Origin of the sequence: Saccharopolyspora karakumensis, from assembly GCF_004349225.1 — a bacterium.
Lineage (GTDB): Bacteria > Actinomycetota > Actinomycetes > Mycobacteriales > Pseudonocardiaceae > Saccharopolyspora > Saccharopolyspora endophytica.
In genome coordinates, this window is sequence record NZ_SMLA01000018.1 from 41,127 (window position 1) to 62,194 (window position 21,068).

The following is a 21,068-nucleotide window of genomic DNA, read 5'->3' on the forward strand; positions in this document are numbered from 1 at the left end:
AGATGGAATCGCTGAACCTGCTGCTCGACGGTTTCGCCACCGCGCTGACCCCGATGAACCTGGTGTGGGCGGCGCTCGGCGTGCTGCTGGGCACCGCGATCGGGGTCCTGCCCGGCATCGGGCCGGCGATGGCGGTGGCGCTGCTGCTGCCCGTCACCTACGCGCTGGAGCCGACGAGCGCGTTCATCATGTTCGCCGGCATCTACTTCGGCGGCATGTTCGGCGGGTCGACGACGTCGATCCTGCTGAACACGCCGGGGGAGAGCTTCTCGGTGATCGCGGCGCTGGAGGGAAACCCGATGGCCCGCAAGGGTCGTGGCGCGCAGGCGCTGGCGACCGCGGCCGTCGGGCACTTCATCGGTGCGATCGTCGGGCTGACCCTGCTGGTGCTGTTGGCGCCGACCGTGGCCTCGCTGGCGGTGGACATCGGTGCGCCGGACTACCTGGCGATCACCGTGCTGGCGTTCATCGCGATCACCTCGGTGCTGGGCAAGTCCCGGATCCGCGGTTTCGCGTCGCTGCTGATCGGTCTGACGATCGGGATCATCGGCCTGGACGAGATGACCGGCCAGCAGCGGCTGACCTTCGGTCTGCTGCACCTGTCCGACGGCATCGACGTCGTCATCGTCGCGGTCGGCCTGTTCGCCATCGGTGAGTCGCTGTGGGTCGCCGCGCACCTGCGCCGCAGCAACGCCGCGCCGATCCCCGTCGGCCGCGCCCTGCTGTCCGGTTCGGACGTGCGGCGCACGTGGAAGCCGTGGCTGCGCGGGCCGTTCATCGGGTTCCCGTTCGGCGCGATTCCGGCCGGTGGCGCGGAGATCCCGACGTTCCTGTCCTATGTGGCCGAACGGCGGCTGTCCAAGCACCGCGAGGAGTTCGGCAAGGGCGCGATCGAGGGCGTGGCCGGTCCGGAGGCCGCGGCGAGCGCGTCGGCGGCGGGCACCATGGTCTCGATGCTGACGCTGGGCCTGCCGACCACGGCGGTGGCCGCGGTGATGCTGGCGGCCTTCCAGCAGTACGGCATCCAGCCCGGTCCGCTGCTGTTCGCGCGCGAGTCCGAGCTCGTCTGGGCGCTGATCGCGAGCATGTTCATCGGCTCGGTGCTGCTGCTGGTGCTGAACCTGCCGCTGGCACCTGTCTGGGCGAAGCTGCTGCAGATCCCGCGGCCGTACCTGTACGCGGGCATCCTGTTCTTCGCCAGCGTCGGTGCGTACGCGGTCGGCGGTGAGCCGATGGACCTGCTGCTGCTGTTCGTGATCGGCCTGATCGGCTTCGCCATGCGCCGCTACGGCCTGCCGGTCCTGCCCGCGATCATCGCGGTGATCCTCGGACCGACGTCGGAGCAGCAGATGCGGCGGGCGCTGCAGATCAGCGACGGGAGCCTCAGCGGCCTGGTCAACACGCCGTTCTCGATCACCGTCTACTGCATCGTCGCGCTGATCCTGGTCTGGCCGTTGCTGGCTCGCCTCCTGCCCAAGCGCGAGGCGAACCTCGAGGAACCCCGGGAGGGGGAGAAGGTGGACGTCTAACCCCCGAAGACGCCACCTCCTCCGTGGCCCGGTCGAACGCGAGCGTTCGGCCGGGCCACTTCGCGATGTCGCTGCTGGGAGGCGGTATCGAGCGCTGCGGTCACCGTCGCGGGAACGTGCTCGCTCCAATCCGGCCGCACAACCCGGAAGGCACGATCGCCGCAGCGGTATTTTTCCGCTGTGCGGCCGAATGTGCGCAGGGCACGGGCATCGGCGCGCCTTGCGCGGAGTTACTACACTGTGCGAGGTGGTGGACTATCGGATCGACGACCTCGCCCGGACCGCGGGAACGACGGTGCGCAACGTGCGCGTCTACCAGGACCGCGATCTCCTGCCGCCGCCGCGCAAGGAGGGGCGCACGGCGATCTACTCCGATGCGCACCTGACCCGGCTCAAGCTGATCATCAGCATGCTGGAGCGCGGGTACGCGTTCGCCCAGATCAAGGAGATGCTCGGCGCCTGGGAGTCCGGCCGCAGCCTCGGCGAGGTGCTCGGTCTGGAGGAGGCCGTCGCCGACCGCACCTGGGCGGTGGAGGAACCGCGATCGGTGACGCTGGGCGAGCTGCGCAAGAAGTTCGGCGCGCAGATCACCCCGAGCGCGATCAAGCGCGTCATCGCCCTGGGGATCCTGGAGCGGCGCGGACGCGGTTTCGTCACCACGAGTCCGCTGCTCTACGACGCGGCCGCGGAGATGGTGGCCCTCGGCATTCCGCTCGATGAAACGCTGATGATCGCCGAGGACATGCTCAAGAAGGTCGACGGGCTCGGCGACCACCTCGCCGACCTGGTCCGCAGCCACGTCGTGACGCGCGTGACGACCGTGGAGGAGGCGACGCCCTTCTACAGCGACGTCATCGACCGGCTCCGGCCGCTGGTGTTCAACGCGCTGCAGGCGGCGGCGATCCGTTCCGCTGAACGGCTGATCCCGGCCGTCGTCGGCGAGCGCATGGCCGATGTCATGGCCCAGGGCAACGTCCCGGAGGGCAGCCGGGAGGCGGCGAAGAGCTGAGCGGCCCGGATGCCGCTCGCACTCCCCGTTTTCCGCTCCAGTGTGGACGTATCCTGCGTCACAAGATCGGTTCAGTGCGCGGTCCGGAGGGCCCGCGACGTCCTTCGGCCACGAGGAAGTGGCGATCTGCGGGAACCCGACGTCTACCCTTCTTGGACTGGTGATCGGTCCGTGTGAGACAACGGATTTTGGTCGCGATCCTCGATGAGCTGGAAGGCGCGAGAACATGACAGCGAACCCGGCCGGTTGGCGAGCTTCGTCGCGGTCTCAGAACGTGAGTTCCCGCGTCGAGGTCGGTACTTCGAGATTCGGTGTTGCCGTGCGGAGTTCGGCGCACCGCCAGGACGACCCCCTCACCGCTTCGGCCGAGCAGTGGAGATCGTTCGTGACGGCGGTCAAGGCCGGGCGTTTCGACCGGTGACGTGCGAAGGGGCCCCTCCGAAGCGATTCGGAGGGGCCCCTTCGGGATCGCGGCTTCAGTTCTTGCCGAAACCCGCCTTGCGCAGGGCGTCTGCCATCGCGCCGCTGGGGGCGTCGTTGCGCTGACGGCCTCCGCCACCGCGGTTCTGCTTGCCGCCGCCGTTGCGGTTGCCACCGCCACCGCCGCGGTTGCCGCCTCCGCCGTTCCCGCCGCCGTTGCGCTGGGCGTTGCCCCGGCCGCCGCCGTTGCGCGCGCCCTGCTCGGCGCGCTCGGGCTTGCCGCCCTTGCCCGGCTCGTCGTCGAGGCGCAGCGTCAGCGAGATCCGCTTGCGCGGGATGTCGACGTCGAGGACCTTCACGCGGACGATGTCGCCGGACTTGACCACGTCGTGCGGGTCGTTGACGAAGTTCTTCGACATCGCCGAGACGTGCACCAGACCGTCCTGGTGCACACCGACGTCCACGAACGCGCCGAACGCGGCGACGTTGGTCACCACGCCTTCCAGCGTCATGCCCTGCTGGAGGTCGGCGATCTTCTCCACGCCCTCGGCGAACGTCGCGGTCTTGAACTCCGGACGCGGGTCGCGGCCCGGTTTGTCGAGCTCGGAGAGGATGTCGCTGACCGTCGGCAGACCGAACTGCTCGTCCACGAAGTCCTGCGGGCTCAGCTGCCCCAGCAGCTTCGCGTTGCCGATCAGCCCGTCGATCTCGCTCCGGGTGCGCTCCAGGATCCGGTGCACGACCGGGTACGCCTCGGGGTGCACCGCGGAGGAGTCCAGCGGGTCGTCGCCGTCGGGGATCCGCAGGAAGCCGGCGCACTGCTCGAACGCCTTCGGCCCCAGCCGGGCGACGTCCTTGAGCGCCTTGCGGTTGCGGAACGGGCCGTTGCCGTCGCGGTGACCGACGATGTTCTCCGCGAGCGTCTCGCTGATGCCGGAGACCCGGGTCAGCAGCGGGGCCGACGCGGTGTTGACGTCCACGCCGACGGCGTTCACGCAGTCCTCGACCACCGCGTCCAGCGAGCGCGACAGCTTCGACTCCGAGACGTCGTGCTGGTACTGGCCGACGCCGATCGACTTCGGGTCGATCTTGACCAGCTCCGCCAGCGGGTCCTGCAACCGGCGGGCGATCGAGACCGCGCCGCGCAGCGACACGTCCATGTCCGGCAGCTCCCGCGAGGCGTAGGCGGAGGCCGAGTAGACCGACGCACCGGCCTCGGAGACCGAGACCTTGCTGAGCCCCAGCTCCGGGTGCTTGCCGATCAGCTCAACGGCCAGCTTGTCGGTCTCGCGCGAAGCAGTGCCGTTGCCGATGGCGATCAGGTCGACGTCGTGCTGCTGGGCGAGGGCGGCCAGCTTGGCCAGCGCCTGGTCCCACTGCCGCTGCGGCTGGTGCGGGAAGATCGTGTCGGTGGCCACGACCTTGCCGGTGCCGTCGACGATCGCGACCTTGACGCCGGTGCGGTAGCCCGGGTCCAGGCCCATCGTGGCGCGGGAACCGGCCGGGGCGGCCAGCAGCAGGTCGCGCAGGTTCGCCGCGAAGACCCGCACCGCCTCGTCCTCGGCGTGCTGGCGCAGCCGCAACCGCAGGTCCACGCTCAGCCGGGTCAGGACCCGCGTGCGCCAAGCCCAGCGGACCACATCGGACAGCCACTTGTCGGCCGGGCGTCCCTGTGCGGAGATGCCGAACTGCTGGGCGATCCGCAGCTCGTAGGAGGTCGGGCCCTCGACGGGCGTGCCGTCGTCGGGCTCCAGCGAGAGCTCCAGCACGTCCTCGTTCTCACCGCGGAACAGCGCCAGGATGCGGTGCGAGGGCAGCGCGGTGAAGGGCTCGTCGAACTCGAAGTAGTCGGCGAACTTCGCGCCCTCTTCCTCCTTGCCCTCGCGGACCTTGGAGACGACCCGCCCGCGCGTCCAGACCTGCTCGCGCAGCTCACCGATCAGGTCGGCGTCCTCGGAGAAGCGCTCCACGAGGATCGAGCGGGCGCCGTCCAGCGCGGCCTGGGGGTCGGCGACGCCCTTGTCGGCGTCCACGAAACCCTCGGCGGTGGCCTGCGGGTCGTTGTTCGGGTCCGCCAGCAGCTGGTCGGCGAGGGGCTCCAGGCCCGCCTCGATGGCGATCTGGGCCTTGGTGCGCCGCTTGGGCTTGTAGGGGAGGTAGATGTCCTCCAGCCGCGCCTTGGAATCGGCGGCGTTGATCTGGGTTTCGAGCTCGTCGCTGAGCTTGCCCTGCGAGCGGATCGACTCCAGCACCGTGGCGCGCCGCTCTTCGAGCTCGCGCAGGTAGCGCAGCCGTTCTTCGAGCGTGCGCAGCTGGGCGTCGTCGAGCGCCCCGGTCACTTCCTTCCGGTAGCGCGCGATGAAGGGCACGGTCGACCCGCCGTCGAGCAACTCGACAGCAGAGGCCACCTGGCCTTCGCGGACCCCGAGCTCCTCGGCGATCTTCTGATGAACAGTCGTCACGTTTCCTGGTTCCGCCTTCTCTGCGATCTTCGCCAGATCCGATCGAGCATTGTGCCCGAAGGGACACCAGCGCAACCGTGCCACTCGACTCGGCGTGTCGGGTCGGCCGGGGTGCTCCGGCGATCCGTTGAGACGTGCCGATTTCGAGATCCTGTGACCCTTGTCTCAGGCGAGTGCGGGACTGTATACAGTTGTCGACAGTCCGCTCGGCGTTGAACGAGGCGAACATGCGGCACTCTCCGACGAAGGTGATCCCGTGGGTGGTGGCGGTGCTGCTCACGGGGGCGGTGGTCGCCACCGCCCCAGCCGAGCAGCGGCACGGCAGCCCCGTGGCGCAGGTGCTCGGCGATCGGCAGTTGCGGTTGATGGCGCCTGCCGCGCCCGGCGGCGGCTGGGACCAGACGGCGCGCGAGATGCAGAGCTCCTTGCAGGACAGCGTCGGTCGCACCGAGGTCTACAACGTCACCGGCGCGGGCGGGACGATCGGGCTCAGCCAGTTCGTCCGCTACCAGGCCGATCCGGCACAGCTGCTGGTGACGGGGCTGATCATGGTCGGCGCCGTCAAGGCCAACGACTCACCGGTCTCGCTCGACGACACCACACCGCTGATCCGGCTGACCACCGACGCCGAAGTCATCGCGGTGCCGAAGGATTCGCCGATCCGGTCGCTGTCGGACCTCACCACCCGGATGCAGGGCGACCTGCGCGCGGTGTCCATCGCGGGCGGATCGGCCGGGGGAGCCGAGCACATCCTCGCCGGCCTGCTCGCGCAGGCCGTCGGAGCCGATCCGGCGCAGCTGTCCTACGTCGCGCACTCCGGTGGCGGTGAACTGCTCAGCACCGCGCTGTCCGGGCGGGCCACCGTCGCGATCTCCGGCGTCTCCGAGCTCGAACCGCAGATCACCTCCGGGCAGATGCGGGCCCTGGCGGTCTCCAGCGCGCAGCGGGCGCCGACGCTGCCCGACGTGCCGACGCTCAAGGAGCGCGGCCTGGACGTGGAGCTGGACAACTGGCGCGGAGTCGTCGCGCCGAAGGGCATTTCCGCTGAGCAGGAACGGGCTTTGGAGCAGGCGCTGCTGGAGATGACCCGGTCGCCGAAGTGGCGCGAGACGCTGGCCGAAGAGGGCTGGGGCGACGCGACCCTCGGCGGCCCGGAGTTCGAGACCTTCCTCCGCGCCGAGCAGGACCGGGTGTCCGACGTGCTCGACAAGATCGGGTTGGGGTGATGGCCGTGCAGGACCGTCGAACCGCGCTCTCCACCGGGCTGTTCGGTGCGCTGATGCTGCTGGGCGCGGTGGTGATCATCGTCGACTCGATGCGGCTGCCGGACGAGAACTCGGCGATGGGACCGGCCGTGATGCCGGTGATGGTCGCGGTGCTGCTCGGCGCGGTCGGCATCGGCCTGCTGGTGCAGGCCGGGATCCGGCTTCCCGGAGCCGCGCGTGCGGAGCTCCCCGGCGCCTGGTGGCGGGTGGTCGCGCTGGTCGCGGTGCTGCTCGCGTTCGCGCTGCTGCTGCCGCTGGCCGGATACGTGCTCACCGCGGCGGGGCTGTTCGTGGGTGCCGCGCTGCTGCTCGGTGCTCCGCGCCGCTGGGTGCTGCTCGCCTACGGGTGGGCGCTGGCCGCGGCCGTCTTCCTCGTCTTCGACCGGCTCATCGGGTTGAGCCTGCCCAGCGGACCTTGGGGCTTCTAGTGGAACAGATCGGACTGCTTCTCAACGGATTCGCCAACGCCCTCACCCCGGGCCACCTGCTGTGGGCGCTGGTGGGCGTGACCATCGGCACGGCCGTGGGAGTGCTGCCCGGCATCGGCCCGGCGCTGACCGTGGCTCTGCTGCTGCCGATCACCTTCCGTCTGGAGGCCTCCAGCGCGCTCATCCTGTTCGCCGGGATCTACTACGGCGGCATGTACGGCGGGTCGACGACCTCGATCCTGCTCAACACCCCCGGTGAGAGCGCTTCGATGGTCTCCGCGCTGGAGGGCAACAAGATGGCGCGCGCCGGACGCGCCGCCTCCGCGTTGGCCACCGCCGCCCTCGGCAGCTTCGTGGCCGGGACCATCGGCACGCTCGGGCTGACGTTCGTGGCCCCCGTGGTCGCCGGGTTCGCCACCAGCTTCGGGCCACCGGAGTACGTGGCGCTGATGGCGGTGGCGTTCGTGACCGTCAGCGCGCTGCTCGGTCCCGACCTGCTCAAAGGGGTCGCGAGCCTGCTGGTCGGGGTGGCGGTCGGCCTGGTGGGCATCGACTCGCAGACCGGGCAGCCCCGGCTGACCTTCGGCGTGGACTCGCTGCTGGACGGCATCGACGTCGTCATCGTGGTGATCGCGCTGTTCGCGCTCAGCGAGTCCTTCGGGCACCTGATCAGCGGGACCGGTTCCTCGACGGTGCAGCCGCTGCGCGACCGCGTCGTGCTGTCGCGCTCCGACCTGCGGCGGTCCTGGCCGGCGTGGCTGCGCGGGACGGCGCTGGGCTTCCCGATCGGCAGCCTGCCCGCCGGGGGAGCGGAGGTTCCGACGTTCTTGAGCTACAGCGTGGAGAAGCGGCTGACCAAGCACCCGGAGGAGTTCGGGCACGGTGCGATCGAGGGAGTGGCCGGGCCGGAGGCGGCCAACAACGCCGCCTCGGCGGGCGTGCTGGTGCCGCTGCTGACCATCGGGCTGCCGACCTCGGCGACGGCGGCGGTCATCCTCACCGCGTTCCAGTCCTACGGGCTGCAACCGGGGCCGGAGCTGTTCGAGGAGTCCGGGCCGCTGGTGTGGACGCTCATCGCCAGCCTCTACATCGGGAACCTGATGCTGCTGGTGCTCAACCTCCCGCTGGTGCGGATGTGGGCGAAGCTGCTGACGATCCCGGCCTACGGCATCTACGCCGGGGTGCTGGTCTTCGCCGCGCTGGGCACGTACGCGGCCGGTGGCACGACGGTGGACCTGGTGGTCCTGTGCGCGCTGGGGCTGCTGGGGCTCCTGATGCGCCAGGCCGGCATCCCGGTCGCCCCGGCGGTGGTCGGCCTGATCTTGGGGCCGATCGCCGAACAGCAGCTGCGCCGCGCGCTGACCATCTCGGAGGGCGACCTGTCGATCCTGGTCTCGGGTCCGATCGCCATCACGCTCTGGGGCGTGGCGGTGCTGGCCCTGCTCGTCGCGATCGGGGCTCCGCTGCGCCGCGCGGTCACGCGCGGTGCCCGGTGACGGAGCGCGCCCGGGGGCCTGCCGGAGCGGCGTGGTGCTGCGGTTAGGATTCCGCCACGCCCTGGGCGCATCTGACGGTGCGTAACCGAATATGTGGCATTAGTACCCGATGGGGTGAAACTAGGTAGTCGTCTAGGTATAAACCTCGATGGCAGACCACTCTCCGTCGCGGAGTGTGGGGCTCGTGAAACCCGAGACCCCCGACCACAGCAAATCCCCCGAAAGCAACGACCACGCCTCGACCCCGAAGCACGAGGCGAACGAGCGAGGGTGGCACGCCAAGGCTGAGGGAGCCGACAACGCTCTGCTCCAGCGCGTGCTGGACGCACCCGCCGTGCGGCGCCTCCGGGAGAGGGTTGCTCCGCACGTCCCCGAGTCCGTCAAGAACGCTTCCCGGCAGCGCTCCATGCAGGTGGGCGCCGGTATCGCCGCCGTGGGCATCGTCGGTCTGATCATCGGCGGCGTCGCCGGTGGTGATGATGGGCGCGACGTCGAAGAGGCCGCAGTGGCCGCCCCGATGGCGCAAGCGGCCCCGCAGCCCGCGGAGCAGAAGAAGGCCGACCCGCCGCAGACCCGCGCGGAGACCAAGTCCGAGGCTCAGCAGTCCGGTGAGGTCAAGCAGGACGCCCCGCTGGGCCCGCCGGTCGAAGGCATCGACGTTTCCAACCACAACGGGAACATCGACTGGAAGAAGGTCGCGGCCGACAACAAGAAGTTCACCTTCGTGCTCGCCAGCGACGGCACCGACTTCACCAACCCGAAGTACTCCGAGCAGTACCACGGTGCCAAGGACGCGGGCCTGATCGCGGGTGCCTACCACTTCGCGCGGCCTGACGACTCCGACGGTGCGACCCAGGCCAACCGCTTCCTGGACATCATCGACTACAAGAACGACGGCAAGACCCTGCCTCCGGTGCTCGACCTCGAGGTCGACCCCAACGGCGGGAGCTGCTACGGCAAGAGCGTCGACCAGATGCACCAGTGGACCAAGTCGTTCAACGACACGGTCAAGCAGCGCACCGGCAAGGACCCGATCGTCTACGCGAACCCGTCCTTCTGGAAGCAGTGCATGGGCAGCACCGACACCTTCAAGGACCACGACCTGTGGCTGGCCGCCTACGAGGTCGACAGCCCCACGGTGCCCAAGGGCTTCCAGGACTGGGACTTCTGGCAGTACACCGACAAGGGCAAGGTCGCCGGAATCAGCGGCAACACCGACATCAACCAGTACAAGGAAGGCTTCGAGCGCCTCAAGCAGCTCGCCAGCTGACCGAGAGCGCAGTTCCTGGGAGCGGGTCGTCCATCGCATGGGCGGCCCGCTCCTTTCGCGCGTGCGGGGGAAAGGTGGCCGCGGCCGGTCTGCACGCGCCCCAAGGGCGATATTCTCGTGCTCGGCGATCACCCGATCGGAGGGCGCGGCGGAATGTCACGGTGGGAGCAAGAGGTCACGCGAGCGAGGCAGTTGCTGCTCGACAGTGATCACGACGCCGCTGCGCAGGCGTTACGCACCGTGCTGGAGGAAGGCGACTACGAAGCGGCCGCTCAAGCCGGCCTGATGCTCGGGGCGATCCTCACCGAGAACGACGCCCTCACCGCCGCCCGCGACGTCTACCAGCGAGTGATCGACTCCGGTCATCCCGTGCACGCCCAGGCCGCCGCCCTCGCCCTCGGGCACCTGCTGCTCAACACCGGGGAACTGCCCACCGCCCAGGTGCTGCTGCGCTTCGCCACCGAAGGTGCCGAACCCGACGAGGCCGGCCGCGCCGACGTCCTGCTTGCCCAGGTCCTCCAGCAGCTCGGTGACATCGCCGGCGCCCGCGAGGCCCGCACCCGCGCGCTGTCCTGCGGCGATCCCGCCGTCGTCGAAGCCGCCCAGCAGCTCAACCTCCCGCCCGAGCGCACCGAGGGGACCGAGTTCCTGCAGATCGCCTACCAGCGCGCGCTGGCGATGCTGGAGCAGGGACGCGACCACGACGCCGAGCCGCTGCTGCGCAAGCTGCTCGACAGCGGTCACCCGCACTACGGCTCGCTCGGCGCGGGCAAGCTCTACGCGTTGCACGTCGACGACACCGACGTCACCCGGCGGCTCGCCGAGCAGATCATCGAGCTCGGCCACCCCGAACACCTCGCCTGGGGCCACGTGCTGCGCGGCGGTGTGCTGGTCGCGCTCGATGACCCGGCCGGAGCCGTGCGGGCCTACGAGCGCGCCGCGCAGGACCCGCGCCCCAGCGTCCGGCTGCGGGCGCTGATCCAGCTGAGCCTGCAACTGCGCCGGACGGATCGGATCCCGCAGGCCCGCGAGGTGCTGCAACGCGTCATCGACAGCCGTCACCCGCGCTACGGCCTGGAGGCGCTGGGCGTGCTGGCCGAGCTGCAGCGCGACACCGGCGAGGTCGAGGCCGCGATCGAGACGTTCGGCAAGGTCGTGGCCTCCGGGCACCCGGACAAGGCGCCGCGCGCCGCCTACCACGTCGGCGTGCTGCGGTACGACCAGGGAGACGAGGCAGCCGCGGCGGAGGCGTTCCGGTTGGCCGCCGAGGCCGAGGACACCACCGTCGCGCACGAAGCCGCGCTGGCGCTGTCCATGATGGACGCCGAAGAGCCGGACGTGGCCGACACCGCGCAGCTGGTCATCCCGCCGATCGACCCCGAGCCGGCCGAGCCGGTCGACCCCGCCGAGCTGGAACGGCGCGCGCGGCAGGCCGCCGCCTCCGGTGACATCACCGCCGCGCGCGAGGCCTACCAGCTCCTCGTCGACGGCGGCTCCGAAAACGCTTCGCGCGCGCAGGTTTCGCTGGCCATCGCCGAAGCCGCGCTGGGCGATCCCGGCCGCGCCCGGGACCTGCTGCGCCGCCTCGCAGCCACCGGCACAGGTGCGGACGCGCGGCACGCCGCGTTCATCGACGCGCTGCTGAACGAACCCGCCGCCCGAGGCGCGCTCCCCGTGCTGCTCCGCCTGGAGCGCGACGACGAGTCCGAAGTGGACGCTCTGCTCGCAGGTGCGGAACCGGCGGTGCGCGAGCTCGCCGAAGCCGCCCGCGCCGAACGCGGCGAGGACACCCCGCTGGAGGACCTCACGCGGCTCGCCGAGTCGCCGAACAAGCTGTGCGCCACCGCCGCGCGCTACGCGCTGGCCGAGGACCTGCTGCTCGGCGACGACCAGGAGCAGGCCCGCCGGTTGCTGCAACGCGTCGTCGACGAGGGCCACCCCGCGCTGCGGCCGTGGGCCGCCAGCAGGCTGGGCGAGCTGCTCATGGAGCAGGGAGACCCGGACGGCACCATCGCCGCGTTCGAAACCGCGCTGGCCACCAGGCATCCGGCGATCCTCGGCGACGTGTTCGGCAAGCTGTCGCTGATCTACCGGACGCTGGAGCGCCACGAGGCGCTGATCGACCTCTACCAGCGCACCGCCGCCAGCGGGCACTCCGAGTTCGGGCCGCGCGCGGCGTTCCTGCTCGGCGAGCACCACGTCGACAACGACCGCCTGGACCTGGCGCTGGAGATGTTCACCCGGGCCGCGGGATCGTCGTCGACGGTGGCCCCGGCGTCGGTGTTCGCGATGCGCGCGCTGCGCCAGGAGCTCGAACCGGCGCGCGCGAGCTTCATGTGGCTCGCCGACGAGGACGAACCGCACTTCACCGTCAGCCAGCTGTGCCTCGACCTCGCGCACTGCTACCTGCGGCGCGGCGTTCCGGAGTTCACCGACTGGGCGCTGCGGCTGATCGCCGAGTCCGGGCACGTCGAACTGCGGCAGCGCGCCCTGCTCCTCCTCGGTGCGATGCGCGAGGAGAAGGGTGACGCCGACGGCGCGCTGGACGCCTGGCGCCGGGCGGCCAACGGCTCGGACCCGGAGGAAGCCGCGGTCGCGAAGGTCAGCATGGCCGATCTGCTGCAGGGCGGCGGGAAGCCCGAGCACGCGGCCGAACTGCTCGCCGAGGTCGCCGCCGCCGGAGTCGGCAGGTCCGAGGAAGCCGCCGCGCGCCTCACCGAGATCCGGGCCACCCTCCCGGAGCCGGAAACCACTGCCGGCGAAGAAGAATCCGCTGAGGAGCGCGCGCACCGGCTGCTGCGCGAGGGCGAGGTGGACGCCGCGCGCAGCGCGGTGGCCGAGCACTACGGCTCCGAGCCGGTCGCCGACTTCTGGTGCGCGGCCTGGACCGATCTGGCCGCCGCGGCCCGCGTCCTCGCCAACGCCGCCGACGAGGACGCGCGCACCTGCTCCGAACTGGGCCTGGACTTCGGCCGCCGGTCGCAGGCGGCGGGAGGCTCGGACGCGCCCGCCTTCTTCCGCCTGGTCGCCGACCACGGCCACCGCACCGCGCTGCCCAAGGCGCACATAGCGCTGGGCAAGCTCGCCGACGAGCGGGGCGAGAACGCCATCGCGCTGAGCTGGTACCGCCGCGCGATCCGCACCGGTGAGCCCGCCGCCATAGCGCGCGCCGGGGTGCTCATGGCCCAGCTGCTGATCCGCGTGCACGACCTCAACGGCGCGATCGCCGTCGCCCGTCACGCCAAGACCGAAGGAGCCGGGACCGCGGCGGTGGAGGCCGGTGTGCTGCTGGGCCACCTGCAGCACCGGGTCGGCGAGGCCGCGGAGGCCAAGCGGACCTGGGACGAGACCGAGCGCGATGCCGAGTCGCCGGAGATCTTCGGCATGGCGCTGCAGCGCCGCATCCGCGCCGTCGGCGAATCCGCTCCGGAATCAGCGGAGATGCTGCTGCGCGCCGCCGAATCGGAGGACCCGTCCACCGCGGTCCTGTCGCACCTGCTGCTCGCCGACCGCGCCGAGGAGAGGTCCGAGACCCTGCGGTGGCTGGAACGCGCGGTGGCGCTGGGAGTTCCGGTGCACTCCGACTCCGCTCGCAGCCGCCTCGGCGAACTGCTGCTGGAGGACGGCGACCGGGACGGGGCGCAGCACCACTTCGAGCGCATCAGCAACTGCGAGGACCCGGAACTGGCCGCGCGCGGCGATTTCGGCATCGGCCTGATCCGGTACGAGACCGGTGACCTGCCGGGCGCGGTGCACGCGTTCGTCAGGGCCGCGACGCACGTGCCCGAGGCGGAGCTGGGGGAGGACGCGTTGAACAACGTGCGCGTCGTCCTCGACGAGCAGCGCGGCCACGGCGACCACCTGGAGGCCGCCGACACGCTGCGGCGGATGACCGCGGTGGTGCCCGAAGCCCACGTGGCGGAATGGGCGCAGGAGACGGGTTCGGCGCTGCTGGCCGACGACGACCCGGACTCGGCGCTGGTCTACCTGCGCTGCGCGGTCGAGATCGGCGCCCCGGAGCCGGCGCCGGAGGCGGTGCTGAGCCTGGGAGAGGCGCTGCACCGGCGCGGCGACCTGGCCGGAGCGCGCCAAGCCTACGAGCGGGTCCTCGGCGCGGGCGAGCACCTCGCGGCGCAGGCCAACTACCGCCTCAACGAACTGCTGGCGGCGGAAACCCCGGTGGGCAGCCGCGAAGCCCGCTAGCGATCCGGGTTCCTCAGGCCCGGATCAGCGGTTTCGGCAGGGACAGCACCTGGTCGACGACGTCGACGACGTCGCCGGTCGTGCGCCAGCAGGCCGCGTTGTCGTCGGTGCGGATCTCGCCGCGGCGCGGTACTCGCGCGGCGCGGACGTGGTCTTCGGCCAGGACCTCGACGATGTCGATGACGTCACCGTGCGGGCGCACGTAGATCAGCGCCTCGAGTTCGCCGGTGCCGTCGCGGACCGGTGGCATGAGTTGAAACCCCCGCAGCACCAACTGGCGCAACCACATGCTCGGGTCGGGTTCGCCGACCTGTTCTGACGAAGGCATCTGAAGCCCCCAGATCGTTCGTCGCAGCTCGTCTGCACGTGCACGCGCAATTCGCCAGACTTTAACACAGCGGAGAGCTACCAGTCGATCACGGAAAGTGATTGCAGGGGCCGTTCGCAGGGCGAACGCGAGCGGGTGCGGTGCAACCAAACGCTTGCTTGTTTTTCTCGCCTCGCCGAGACTACTCTCGAGCTGGCCACTGGTGCCGACGAAAGGGACTCCTCATGGCGGAGGCTTACATCATCGACGCGGTTCGCACGCCGGTCGGCAAGCGCGGCGGCGGACTCAGCGGGGTTCACCCGGCGGACCTGTCCGCGCACGTGCTGCAGAACCTCGTGGACCGCACCGGGATCGACCCCGCGGGGGTCGACGACGTGATCTGGGGCTGCGTCGACACCGTCGGTGCGCAGGCGGGCAACATCGGCCGCACCGGGTGGCTCGCGGCCGGCTACCCCGAGCACGTCCCCGGCGTCACCGTGGACCGCCAGTGCGGTTCCTCGCAGCAGGCGGTGCACTTCGCCGCCCAGGCGGTGATGTCCGGTGTCAACGACCTGGTGGTCGCGGGCGGCGTGCAGAACATGACCGCCATCCCGATCGGCAGCTCGCTGCGCGGGTCCGACCAGCTCGGATTCCCCCGCGCCTACGGGCCGGACTGCGGATCGGAGGGCTGGGCCAAGCGCTACGGCGACGAGGTCGTCACCCAGTTCCGGGGCGCCGAGCTCATCGCCGAGCAGTGGGACATCTCCCGCGAGGAGATGGAGGAGTTCGCGCTGCGCAGCCACCTCCGCGCCATCGCGGCCATCGACGGCGGGCACTTCGACGGCGAGACCGCACCGCTGGCCGGCGTCGAGCGCGACGAGGGACCGCGGCGCGACACCGACAAGGACAAGCTCGCCGGGCTCAAGACCCTCACCGACGGCGGCCGCCTCACCGCCGGTGTGGCCAGCCAGATCTCGGACGGTTCCGCGGCGCTGCTGGTGGCTTCCGAGCAGGCCGTCCACGACCACGGGCTGACCCCGCGCGCCCGCATCCGGCACATGAGCGTGCGCGGCGACGACCCGGTGAAGATGCTGACCGCGCCGATCCCGGCCACCGAGCACGCGCTGGACAAGGCCGGCATCGCGGCATCGGAGATCGACGTGGTGGAGATCAACGAGGCCTTCGCCAGCGTCGTCCTGGCCTGGCAGAAGGAGATTGACATCGATCCCGCCAAGGTCAACCCCAACGGCGGCGCCATCGCGCTCGGCCACCCGCTCGGCGCCACCGGCGCGAAGCTGATGACCACCATGCTCAACGAGCTGGAGCGCACCGGCGGGAAGTACGGCCTGCAGACCATGTGCGAGGGCGGGGGAACCGCCAACGTCACCATCATCGAGCGGCTGTGAAGCCCTCCCGGGGAAGCGCTGTGCCCGGCGGGGCGAGCCGCTCCGGTGGTGAGAGGAGGAAGTGTGGCGATCAACAGGGACTACATCGGGTTCGAGTTCGCCTCCGATGAGGCCTACGAGGTCACCCGCGGCAAGATCCGCGAGTTCGCCGACGCGATCGGTGACCCCAACCCGGCCTACCGGGATCAGGCGGCGGCTCGCGCGCTCGGGCATCCGGACGTGATCGCGCCGCCGACCTTCGGCATCGTGGCCACGGGCGCGGCGTCGGAGAAGAACCCGATCCTGCGCCCGGACTTCGGGCTGAACTACCGGATGGTCGTGCACGGCGAGCAGAAGTTCAGCTACCGGCGCCCCATCCGGGCCGGTGACGTCCTCAGCACGAAGGGCCGGATCGTGGAGATCCGCGACGCCGGCAGCAACGAGCTGGTGCGCATCGAGACCGACATCATCGACGTCCACGGCGACGTGGTCGGAACCGCGGTCAACACGATCATCTCTCGTGGAACCGCAGAGGGAGGGCGGTGAACGTGGCTGCGAGCGTGGCTTTCGACCAGGTCGAGGTCGGCACGGAGATCCCTGCGCAGCGCTATCCCATCCAGAGGGTGACGCTCGTGCGCTACTGCGGTGCCTCGGGCGATTTCAACACCATCCACTGGAACGAGCGGATCGCCAAGTCGGCCGGGCTGCCGGACGTCATCGCGCACGGGATGCTCACGATGGCCGAGGCCGCCCGGCTGGTCACCGACTGGGTCGGTGACCCCGGCGCGGTCGAGGAGTACGGCGTGCGGTTCGCCAAGCCGGTGGTCGTTCCCGACGACGACACCGGCGTCGAGGTCGAGGTCGCCGGCGAGGTGACGGAGAAGCTCGACGGCAACCGCGCGGTGGTGGAACTCTCAGCCACCTCCGGCGGAGTGGAGGTCCTGGCCCAGGCCCGCGCGGTGGTCCGGCTCTCCTAGGTCGAATGTTCGAGGCGCGGCGCGGGGAGCCGCGCAGGTTCCGCCGCCCGCACCGCCGAGCAAGGCGACGACCTCCGCATCTTTCCTAGGCGGTCAGCAGCTTTGCTCGGTGGGTGCTCGGGGTGCCGAACAGCTGGATCGCGGAGTGTGCGCGCTTGAGGTGCAGGTGCGCTTCGTGCTCCCAGGTGATCCCGATGCCCCCGTGCAGCTGCACCCCTTCGGCGGCGATCGCGTAGTAGGCCTCGGTGCAAGCTGACTTCGCCATCGCCGCCAGTTCGCTCGCCCGTTCGTCCCGGGTGGACACCGACCAGGACGCGGCGTAGGACAGCGAGCGCGCGGACTCCACGGCCGCGTAGCAGTCGGCCAGCCGGTGCTTGAGCGCTTGGAACGAGCCGATCGGGCGGCCGAACTGGGTCCGCATCTTGGTGTACTCGACCGTTTCCTGCAGCCACCGCTGAGCGGCTCCCACGGACTCCGCGGCCAGCGCGGCTGCGGCGACGTCGACGATGCGCTGCACCGGGGGAGCGCCCAGCAGTCGCGCCGGGGCGTTGCGCAGGTGGATCTCGGCCATCCGGCGGGTCAGGTCCAGGGGAGTGGTGGCGGTGGCCTCGGGTTCGGCGAGCTCGAACAGCGCGGGACGTCCGTCGGTGGTGGCCAGCACCAGGACGGTGTCGGCCTGCGCCCCGTCGAGCACGTGCACCTTGCGCCCGTCCAGCAGCCACGCGTCGCCGTCGCTTCGCGCCGTCGTGCGGAAACCCCCACGCGCCCAGCCCGTTTCGGGTTCGGCCCAGGCGAGGGACACCACCTGCTCGCCCGAAGCGATCCCCGGCAGCAGCCGTTCGCAGGCCGCCCGGTCGCCCGTGGCCAGCACCGCCTCGGAGGCCAGGACCGCGCTGCCCAGGAACGGGATGTCCGACAACCGCCGGCCCAGCTCCTCCACCACGATCAACGTCTCCAGCAGGCTGAACCCGCCACCTCCGAACTCCTCCGGAATTCCCAGCGAGTGCGCCCCGACCTGCTCGGCGAGCTGCGCCCACACCTCGCGGTCGAACCCGTCGGCCACGACATCGGGCTCCCGGACCTCCGGCCCGCCGCGCCGGTCCAGCAACCGCCGCACGACCCCGCGCAGCTCGTCCTGCTCCTCGGTGAAAGCGAACCGCACAACAACCTCCCAGCTCAGATGCTCATCCATGTCGAACCCGTCCCCGACCCGGCCAGATCCGGCGACTTCAGTGGAGATCAGGAACCGGATTTCAGTGGAGATCGGGAACGGGACTTCGGTGGAAATCAGGTACCGGGTTTCCACCGAAATCGCGGAACCCCGTGGGGTCAGGGGCTGCCGATGGGGGTGTCCGGGTCAGTGGTGAGAGATCGGGCGATGCGGCGGCGGTGCCAGGTGGGGGTGCCCCAGGACTGGCGCAGGGCCGCGGTCTTGGTGAGGTGGCGGTGCAGGTCGTGCTCGGCGGTGTAGCCGATGGCGCCGTGGACCTGCAGGGCGATGCGGCTGGTCAGGTGGGCTGCGTCGGCCGCTGCGAGCTTGGCCGCCGAGGCGTCGCGGCCGGCGTGCGCGGAGCCCGCCGACAGGGCGGCGCCGCGGATGAGCGGGCGGGCGAACTCCAGCTTGAGCAGCGCGTTCGCCAGGTGGTGCTTGACCGCCTGGAACTCGCCGACCGGGCGCCCGAACTGCTGCCGCTGCTTGACGTGCTCGGTGGCCAGGTCGAGCATCCTGCGTCCCAGCCCGAGCAGGTAGGCGGCGCAGCCCAGCACGGCGGTGTCGAAGGCCCGGTCGAAGTCCGCACCGGGGATCTCCTCGCCGGAGCCCTCGACGTCGAACAACCGGCGTGCGGCGTCGAACGAATCCTTGCGCCGCAACGAGGTCGATGACAGGAGGCGGCTCGATTCCGGCCCGCACGCGTAGACCTCGTCGGCGAGATCGGCATCGAGAGCGTGCGGAACGTGCTGCTCGACGATCGCGGTGCGCACCCTGGTGTCGGCGGTCAGGTCGGGCAGCAGCGCAGGCAGGAACGCCAGCGACTCGATCACCGGTCCCGGCACACCGGCGTAACCGCATTCCTGCAGGCACAGGGTCAGTTCCACCGGACCGAGACCGAGTCCGCCGCGCTCCTCCGGCAGCGTCACACCGGTGACACCGAGGTCGGCGAGGTCCCGCCACAGCTTCCGCCAGCTCTCGGCGTCCCCGTCGGCCCAGGAGCGGGCGATGGCGGGCACGTCCGCGGCGGTGAACATGGCGCGCAGGGTCTCGGCCATGTCCTGCTGCTCGGGTTCGAGCACGAATCTCATCGCGACCCCCTCGGCAGTCCGAGCACCCGCTCGGCGGCGATGTTGCGCTGGATCTCGTTGGTCCCGGCGTAGATCGGGCCGGCCAGCGAGAACAGGTAACCCTCGACCCACGAGCTCGTCTCCGCCTCCGGCCCCAGCAGGTCCCAGGCGGTCTCGTGCATCGAGGTGTCCAGTTCGGACCAGAAGATCTTGTTCAGGCTCGCCTCGGCGCCCAGTCCGGCGCCGTCGAGGACCTTGGTGACCGTCTCGAACGTCGCCAGCCGGTACGCCTGCGCGGACACCCACGCGTCGACCACCCGGTCGTCGTCGAGCCCGCCTGATAGCTCGGTCAGCTTCCGCGCGGTGGCCAGGAACCGTCCCGGGCTGCGCAGCGTGAGGCCGCGTTCGTTGCTCGCGGTGCTCATCGCGACCCGCCAGCCGTCGCCGACCCCGCCCAGCACGTCGGCGTCCGGGACGAATACCTCGTCGAGGAACAGCTCGGCGAAGGCGGGTTTGCCGTCGATCCGCTGGATGGGCCGCACCGTGACGCCGGGCGCGTCCAGCGGGAACAGGAAGTAGGTCAGGCCCTTGTGGCGGGGCGCCTCCGGGTCGCTGCGGAACAGGCCGAAGGCGATGTCGGCGAACGCCGCGCGCGAGCTCCACGTCTTGTTGCCGCTGAGCAGCCAGCCGCCGTCGACGCGGCGCGCGGTCGAGCGGATCCCGGCCAGGTCGCTGCCTGCTTCGGGTTCGGACCACGCCTGCGCCCAGATGTCCTCGCCGGAGGCCATCCGCGGCAGGTAGCGCTGCTTCTGCTGGTCGGTGCCGTGCTCGAAGAGCGTGGGGGCCAGCAGGAAGATGCCGTTCTGGCTGACGCGGCCGGGTGCTCCGGCGGCGTAGTACTCCTCCTCGAAGATCACCCACTGCAGCAGCGATGCGCCGCGACCGCCGAACTCCTCCGGCCACGACACCACCGACAGCCCCGCCGAGTGCAGCTGCTGCTCCCACTCGCGGTGCGCGGCGAATCCCTCAGCGGTCTCCAGCGACGGCAGCGGTTCGGCGGGCACGTGCTCGCGCAGCCACGCCCGCACCTCGTCGCGGAAGGCCAGATCGGTCTGCGAGAACTCCAGATCCACGGCTCACCCACGCTCCTGGTCGGACTTCTTCATGCTGCGCGCGTCCATGCCCGCCAGCGAGTCCTTGCCGACCTCGGCGTTGTGGGCGTGGGCGAAGTGGTGCAGCCCGAAGGCGGAGTCCATGCCGCTGTGCATGCCCATCAGGTCCTCGGCCTGGTTGATCGCCTTCTTGGTCAGCGACAGCCCGAGCATCGGCATCTCCGCGACGTTGCCCGCCAGGCTCATCGTCGCGTCGGCGAGCTCCTCGCGGGGCACCACCTGGTTGACCATGCCGATCTCGTAGGCCCGCTGCGCGCTCATCCGCTTGCCGGTGAACAGGAACTCCTTGGCGATCCGCGGGCCGAGCATCCACGGGTGGGCGAAGTACTCCACGCCGGGGATGCCCATCTTCACCACCGGGTCGGCGAAGAAGGCGTCGTCGCTGGCCACGATCAGGTCGCACACCCACGCCAGCATCAGCCCGCCGGCCACGCACGCGCCCTGCACGGAGGCGATGGCGGGCTTGGGCATCTCGCGCCAGCGGCGGCACATGCCCAGGTAGACCTCCTGCTCGCGGGCGAAGCGCGACTCGCCGCCGGTGTGCTTGGTGTGGTCCCACCACAGGCCCGCCCGGCGGGGGTAGCTGACGTCGATGTCGCGCTCGGGAGACCCGATGTCGTGACCGGCGGAGAAGTGCTTCCCCTCGCCGGCCAGCACGATCACCTTGACCCGGTCGTCCTCGCAGGCCCGGTAGAAGGCGTCGTCGAGCGCGTAGGTCATCACCGAGTTCTGGGCGTTGCGGTAGTCGGGCCGGTTCATCGTCACCACGGCGACCTGGTCGCGGACCTCGTAGTGGACGACCCCTCGTTCTGCTGCCATCGGGCGCTCCTAGCTCGGCCTTGCGATTGCGGCACGTCGAGGTTAG

17 protein-coding genes are annotated in these 21,068 nt (G+C 70.7%); 11 read left to right on the forward strand and 6 right to left on the reverse strand.

The window, feature by feature from the left end; translation table 11 throughout:
* The first annotated feature begins 2 nt into the window (after positions 1-2).
* The 3 genes from E1202_RS14415 to E1202_RS14425 all read left to right on the forward strand — a co-directional run bounded on the left by E1202_RS14415 (position 3) and on the right by E1202_RS14425 (position 2,959).
* Positions 3-1,529, forward strand: a complete 1,527-nt coding sequence (locus E1202_RS14415) for a tripartite tricarboxylate transporter permease (RefSeq protein ID WP_132683565.1) — start codon at positions 3-5, stop codon at positions 1,527-1,529.
* Between the two features lie 247 nt (positions 1,530-1,776).
* Positions 1,777-2,538 carry a MerR family transcriptional regulator gene (locus E1202_RS14420; protein WP_132683566.1) on the forward strand — a complete coding sequence of 254 codons (762 nt, stop codon included), beginning with the start codon at positions 1,777-1,779 and terminating at the stop codon, positions 2,536-2,538.
* A gap of 226 nt (positions 2,539-2,764) precedes the next feature.
* Complete coding sequence (locus E1202_RS14425; protein WP_132683567.1) at positions 2,765-2,959, forward strand: DUF397 domain-containing protein; 195 nt, start codon at positions 2,765-2,767, stop codon at positions 2,957-2,959.
* Positions 2,960-3,014: 55 nt separating this feature from the next.
* Here E1202_RS14425 and E1202_RS14430 read toward each other — a convergent pair whose 3' ends face one another.
* Entirely contained in the window at positions 3,015-5,420 is a 2,406-nt protein-coding gene (locus E1202_RS14430; protein ID WP_132683568.1) for a Tex family protein, read from the reverse strand.
* Positions 5,421-5,647: 227 nt separating this feature from the next.
* Here E1202_RS14430 and E1202_RS14435 point away from each other — a divergent pair, with 227 nt between their 5' ends.
* From E1202_RS14435 to E1202_RS14455, 5 genes are all read left to right on the forward strand, one after another.
* On the forward strand, positions 5,648-6,646 hold the full coding sequence (locus E1202_RS14435; RefSeq protein WP_132683569.1) for a tripartite tricarboxylate transporter substrate binding protein: 999 nt from the start codon (positions 5,648-5,650) through the stop codon (positions 6,644-6,646).
* Positions 6,647-6,651: 5 nt separating this feature from the next.
* Complete coding sequence (locus E1202_RS14440) at positions 6,652-7,113, forward strand: tripartite tricarboxylate transporter TctB family protein (protein ID WP_165943858.1); 462 nt, start codon at positions 6,652-6,654, stop codon at positions 7,111-7,113.
* Positions 7,113-8,609, forward strand: a complete 1,497-nt coding sequence (locus E1202_RS14445) for a tripartite tricarboxylate transporter permease (protein WP_165943859.1) — start codon at positions 7,113-7,115, stop codon at positions 8,607-8,609. The genes E1202_RS14440 and E1202_RS14445 overlap by 1 nt, the downstream gene beginning before the upstream one ends.
* Positions 8,610-8,793: 184 nt before the next feature.
* Positions 8,794-9,879 (forward strand): lysozyme, encoded by a 1,086-nt coding sequence (locus tag E1202_RS14450; protein ID WP_235878369.1) that lies wholly within the window; start codon positions 8,794-8,796, stop codon positions 9,877-9,879.
* Between the two features lie 192 nt (positions 9,880-10,071).
* A complete protein-coding gene (locus tag E1202_RS14455) occupies positions 10,072-14,082 on the forward strand; it encodes a tetratricopeptide repeat protein (protein WP_165943860.1) in 4,011 nt (1,336 codons plus the stop codon).
* A 13-nt stretch (positions 14,083-14,095) separates the two neighbouring features.
* On the opposite strand, the gene E1202_RS14460 is transcribed toward E1202_RS14455, so the two are convergent.
* Entirely contained in the window at positions 14,096-14,410 is a 315-nt protein-coding gene (locus E1202_RS14460; RefSeq protein ID WP_132683573.1) for a hypothetical protein, read from the reverse strand.
* A gap of 224 nt (positions 14,411-14,634) precedes the next feature.
* Here E1202_RS14460 and E1202_RS14465 point away from each other — a divergent pair, with 224 nt between their 5' ends.
* The 3 genes from E1202_RS14465 (at position 14,635) to E1202_RS14475 (ending at position 16,751) form a co-directional block, all read left to right on the forward strand.
* A complete protein-coding gene (locus tag E1202_RS14465; protein ID WP_132683574.1) occupies positions 14,635-15,795 on the forward strand; it encodes an acetyl-CoA C-acetyltransferase in 1,161 nt (386 codons plus the stop codon).
* Positions 15,796-15,858: 63 nt separating this feature from the next.
* Positions 15,859-16,320: a MaoC family dehydratase N-terminal domain-containing protein gene (locus E1202_RS14470; protein ID WP_132683575.1), complete on the forward strand. Its 462-nt coding sequence runs from the start codon at positions 15,859-15,861 to the stop codon at positions 16,318-16,320.
* A gap of 2 nt (positions 16,321-16,322) precedes the next feature.
* Positions 16,323-16,751, forward strand: a complete 429-nt coding sequence (locus E1202_RS14475) for a MaoC family dehydratase (RefSeq protein WP_132683576.1) — start codon at positions 16,323-16,325, stop codon at positions 16,749-16,751.
* Between the two features lie 85 nt (positions 16,752-16,836).
* Here the strand turns inward: E1202_RS14475 and E1202_RS14480 are convergent, their stop codons facing one another.
* The 4 genes from E1202_RS14480 to E1202_RS14495 form a co-directional block, all read right to left on the reverse strand.
* Positions 16,837-17,943: an acyl-CoA dehydrogenase family protein gene (locus tag E1202_RS14480; protein ID WP_132683577.1), complete on the reverse strand. Its 1,107-nt coding sequence runs from the start codon at positions 17,941-17,943 to the stop codon at positions 16,837-16,839.
* Between the two features lie 137 nt (positions 17,944-18,080).
* Positions 18,081-19,052 (reverse strand): acyl-CoA dehydrogenase, encoded by a 972-nt coding sequence (locus E1202_RS14485; RefSeq protein WP_132683578.1) that lies wholly within the window; start codon positions 19,050-19,052, stop codon positions 18,081-18,083.
* Positions 19,049-20,164, reverse strand: a complete 1,116-nt coding sequence (locus E1202_RS14490) for an acyl-CoA dehydrogenase family protein (RefSeq protein WP_132683579.1) — start codon at positions 20,162-20,164, stop codon at positions 19,049-19,051. The genes E1202_RS14485 and E1202_RS14490 overlap by 4 nt, the downstream gene beginning before the upstream one ends.
* A gap of 3 nt (positions 20,165-20,167) precedes the next feature.
* Positions 20,168-21,022 (reverse strand): enoyl-CoA hydratase, encoded by an 855-nt coding sequence (locus E1202_RS14495; RefSeq protein WP_132683580.1) that lies wholly within the window; start codon positions 21,020-21,022, stop codon positions 20,168-20,170.
* Positions 21,023-21,068 lie beyond the last annotated feature (46 nt).

What these genes read in the sequence shown, in the direction of transcription:
- E1202_RS14425 (WP_132683567.1), top strand. Translation starts at nt 2,765, where the DNA reads ATGACAGCGAACCCGGCCGGTTGGCGAGCTTCGTCGCGGTCTCAGAAC.
- E1202_RS14465 (WP_132683574.1), top strand. Translation starts at nt 14,635, where the DNA reads ATGGCGGAGGCTTACATCATCGACGCGGTTCGCACGCCGGTCGGCAAG.
- E1202_RS14415 (WP_132683565.1), top strand. Translation starts at nt 3, where the DNA reads ATGGAATCGCTGAACCTGCTGCTCGACGGTTTCGCCACCGCGCTGACC.
- E1202_RS14460 (WP_132683573.1), bottom strand. Translation starts at nt 14,410, where the DNA reads ATGCCTTCGTCAGAACAGGTCGGCGAACCCGACCCGAGCATGTGGTTG.
- E1202_RS14480 (WP_132683577.1), bottom strand. Translation starts at nt 17,943, where the DNA reads ATGGATGAGCATCTGAGCTGGGAGGTTGTTGTGCGGTTCGCTTTCACC.
- E1202_RS14495 (WP_132683580.1), bottom strand. Translation starts at nt 21,022, where the DNA reads ATGGCAGCAGAACGAGGGGTCGTCCACTACGAGGTCCGCGACCAGGTC.
- E1202_RS14435 (WP_132683569.1), top strand. Translation starts at nt 5,648, where the DNA reads ATGCGGCACTCTCCGACGAAGGTGATCCCGTGGGTGGTGGCGGTGCTG.
- E1202_RS14485 (WP_132683578.1), bottom strand. Translation starts at nt 19,052, where the DNA reads ATGAGATTCGTGCTCGAACCCGAGCAGCAGGACATGGCCGAGACCCTG.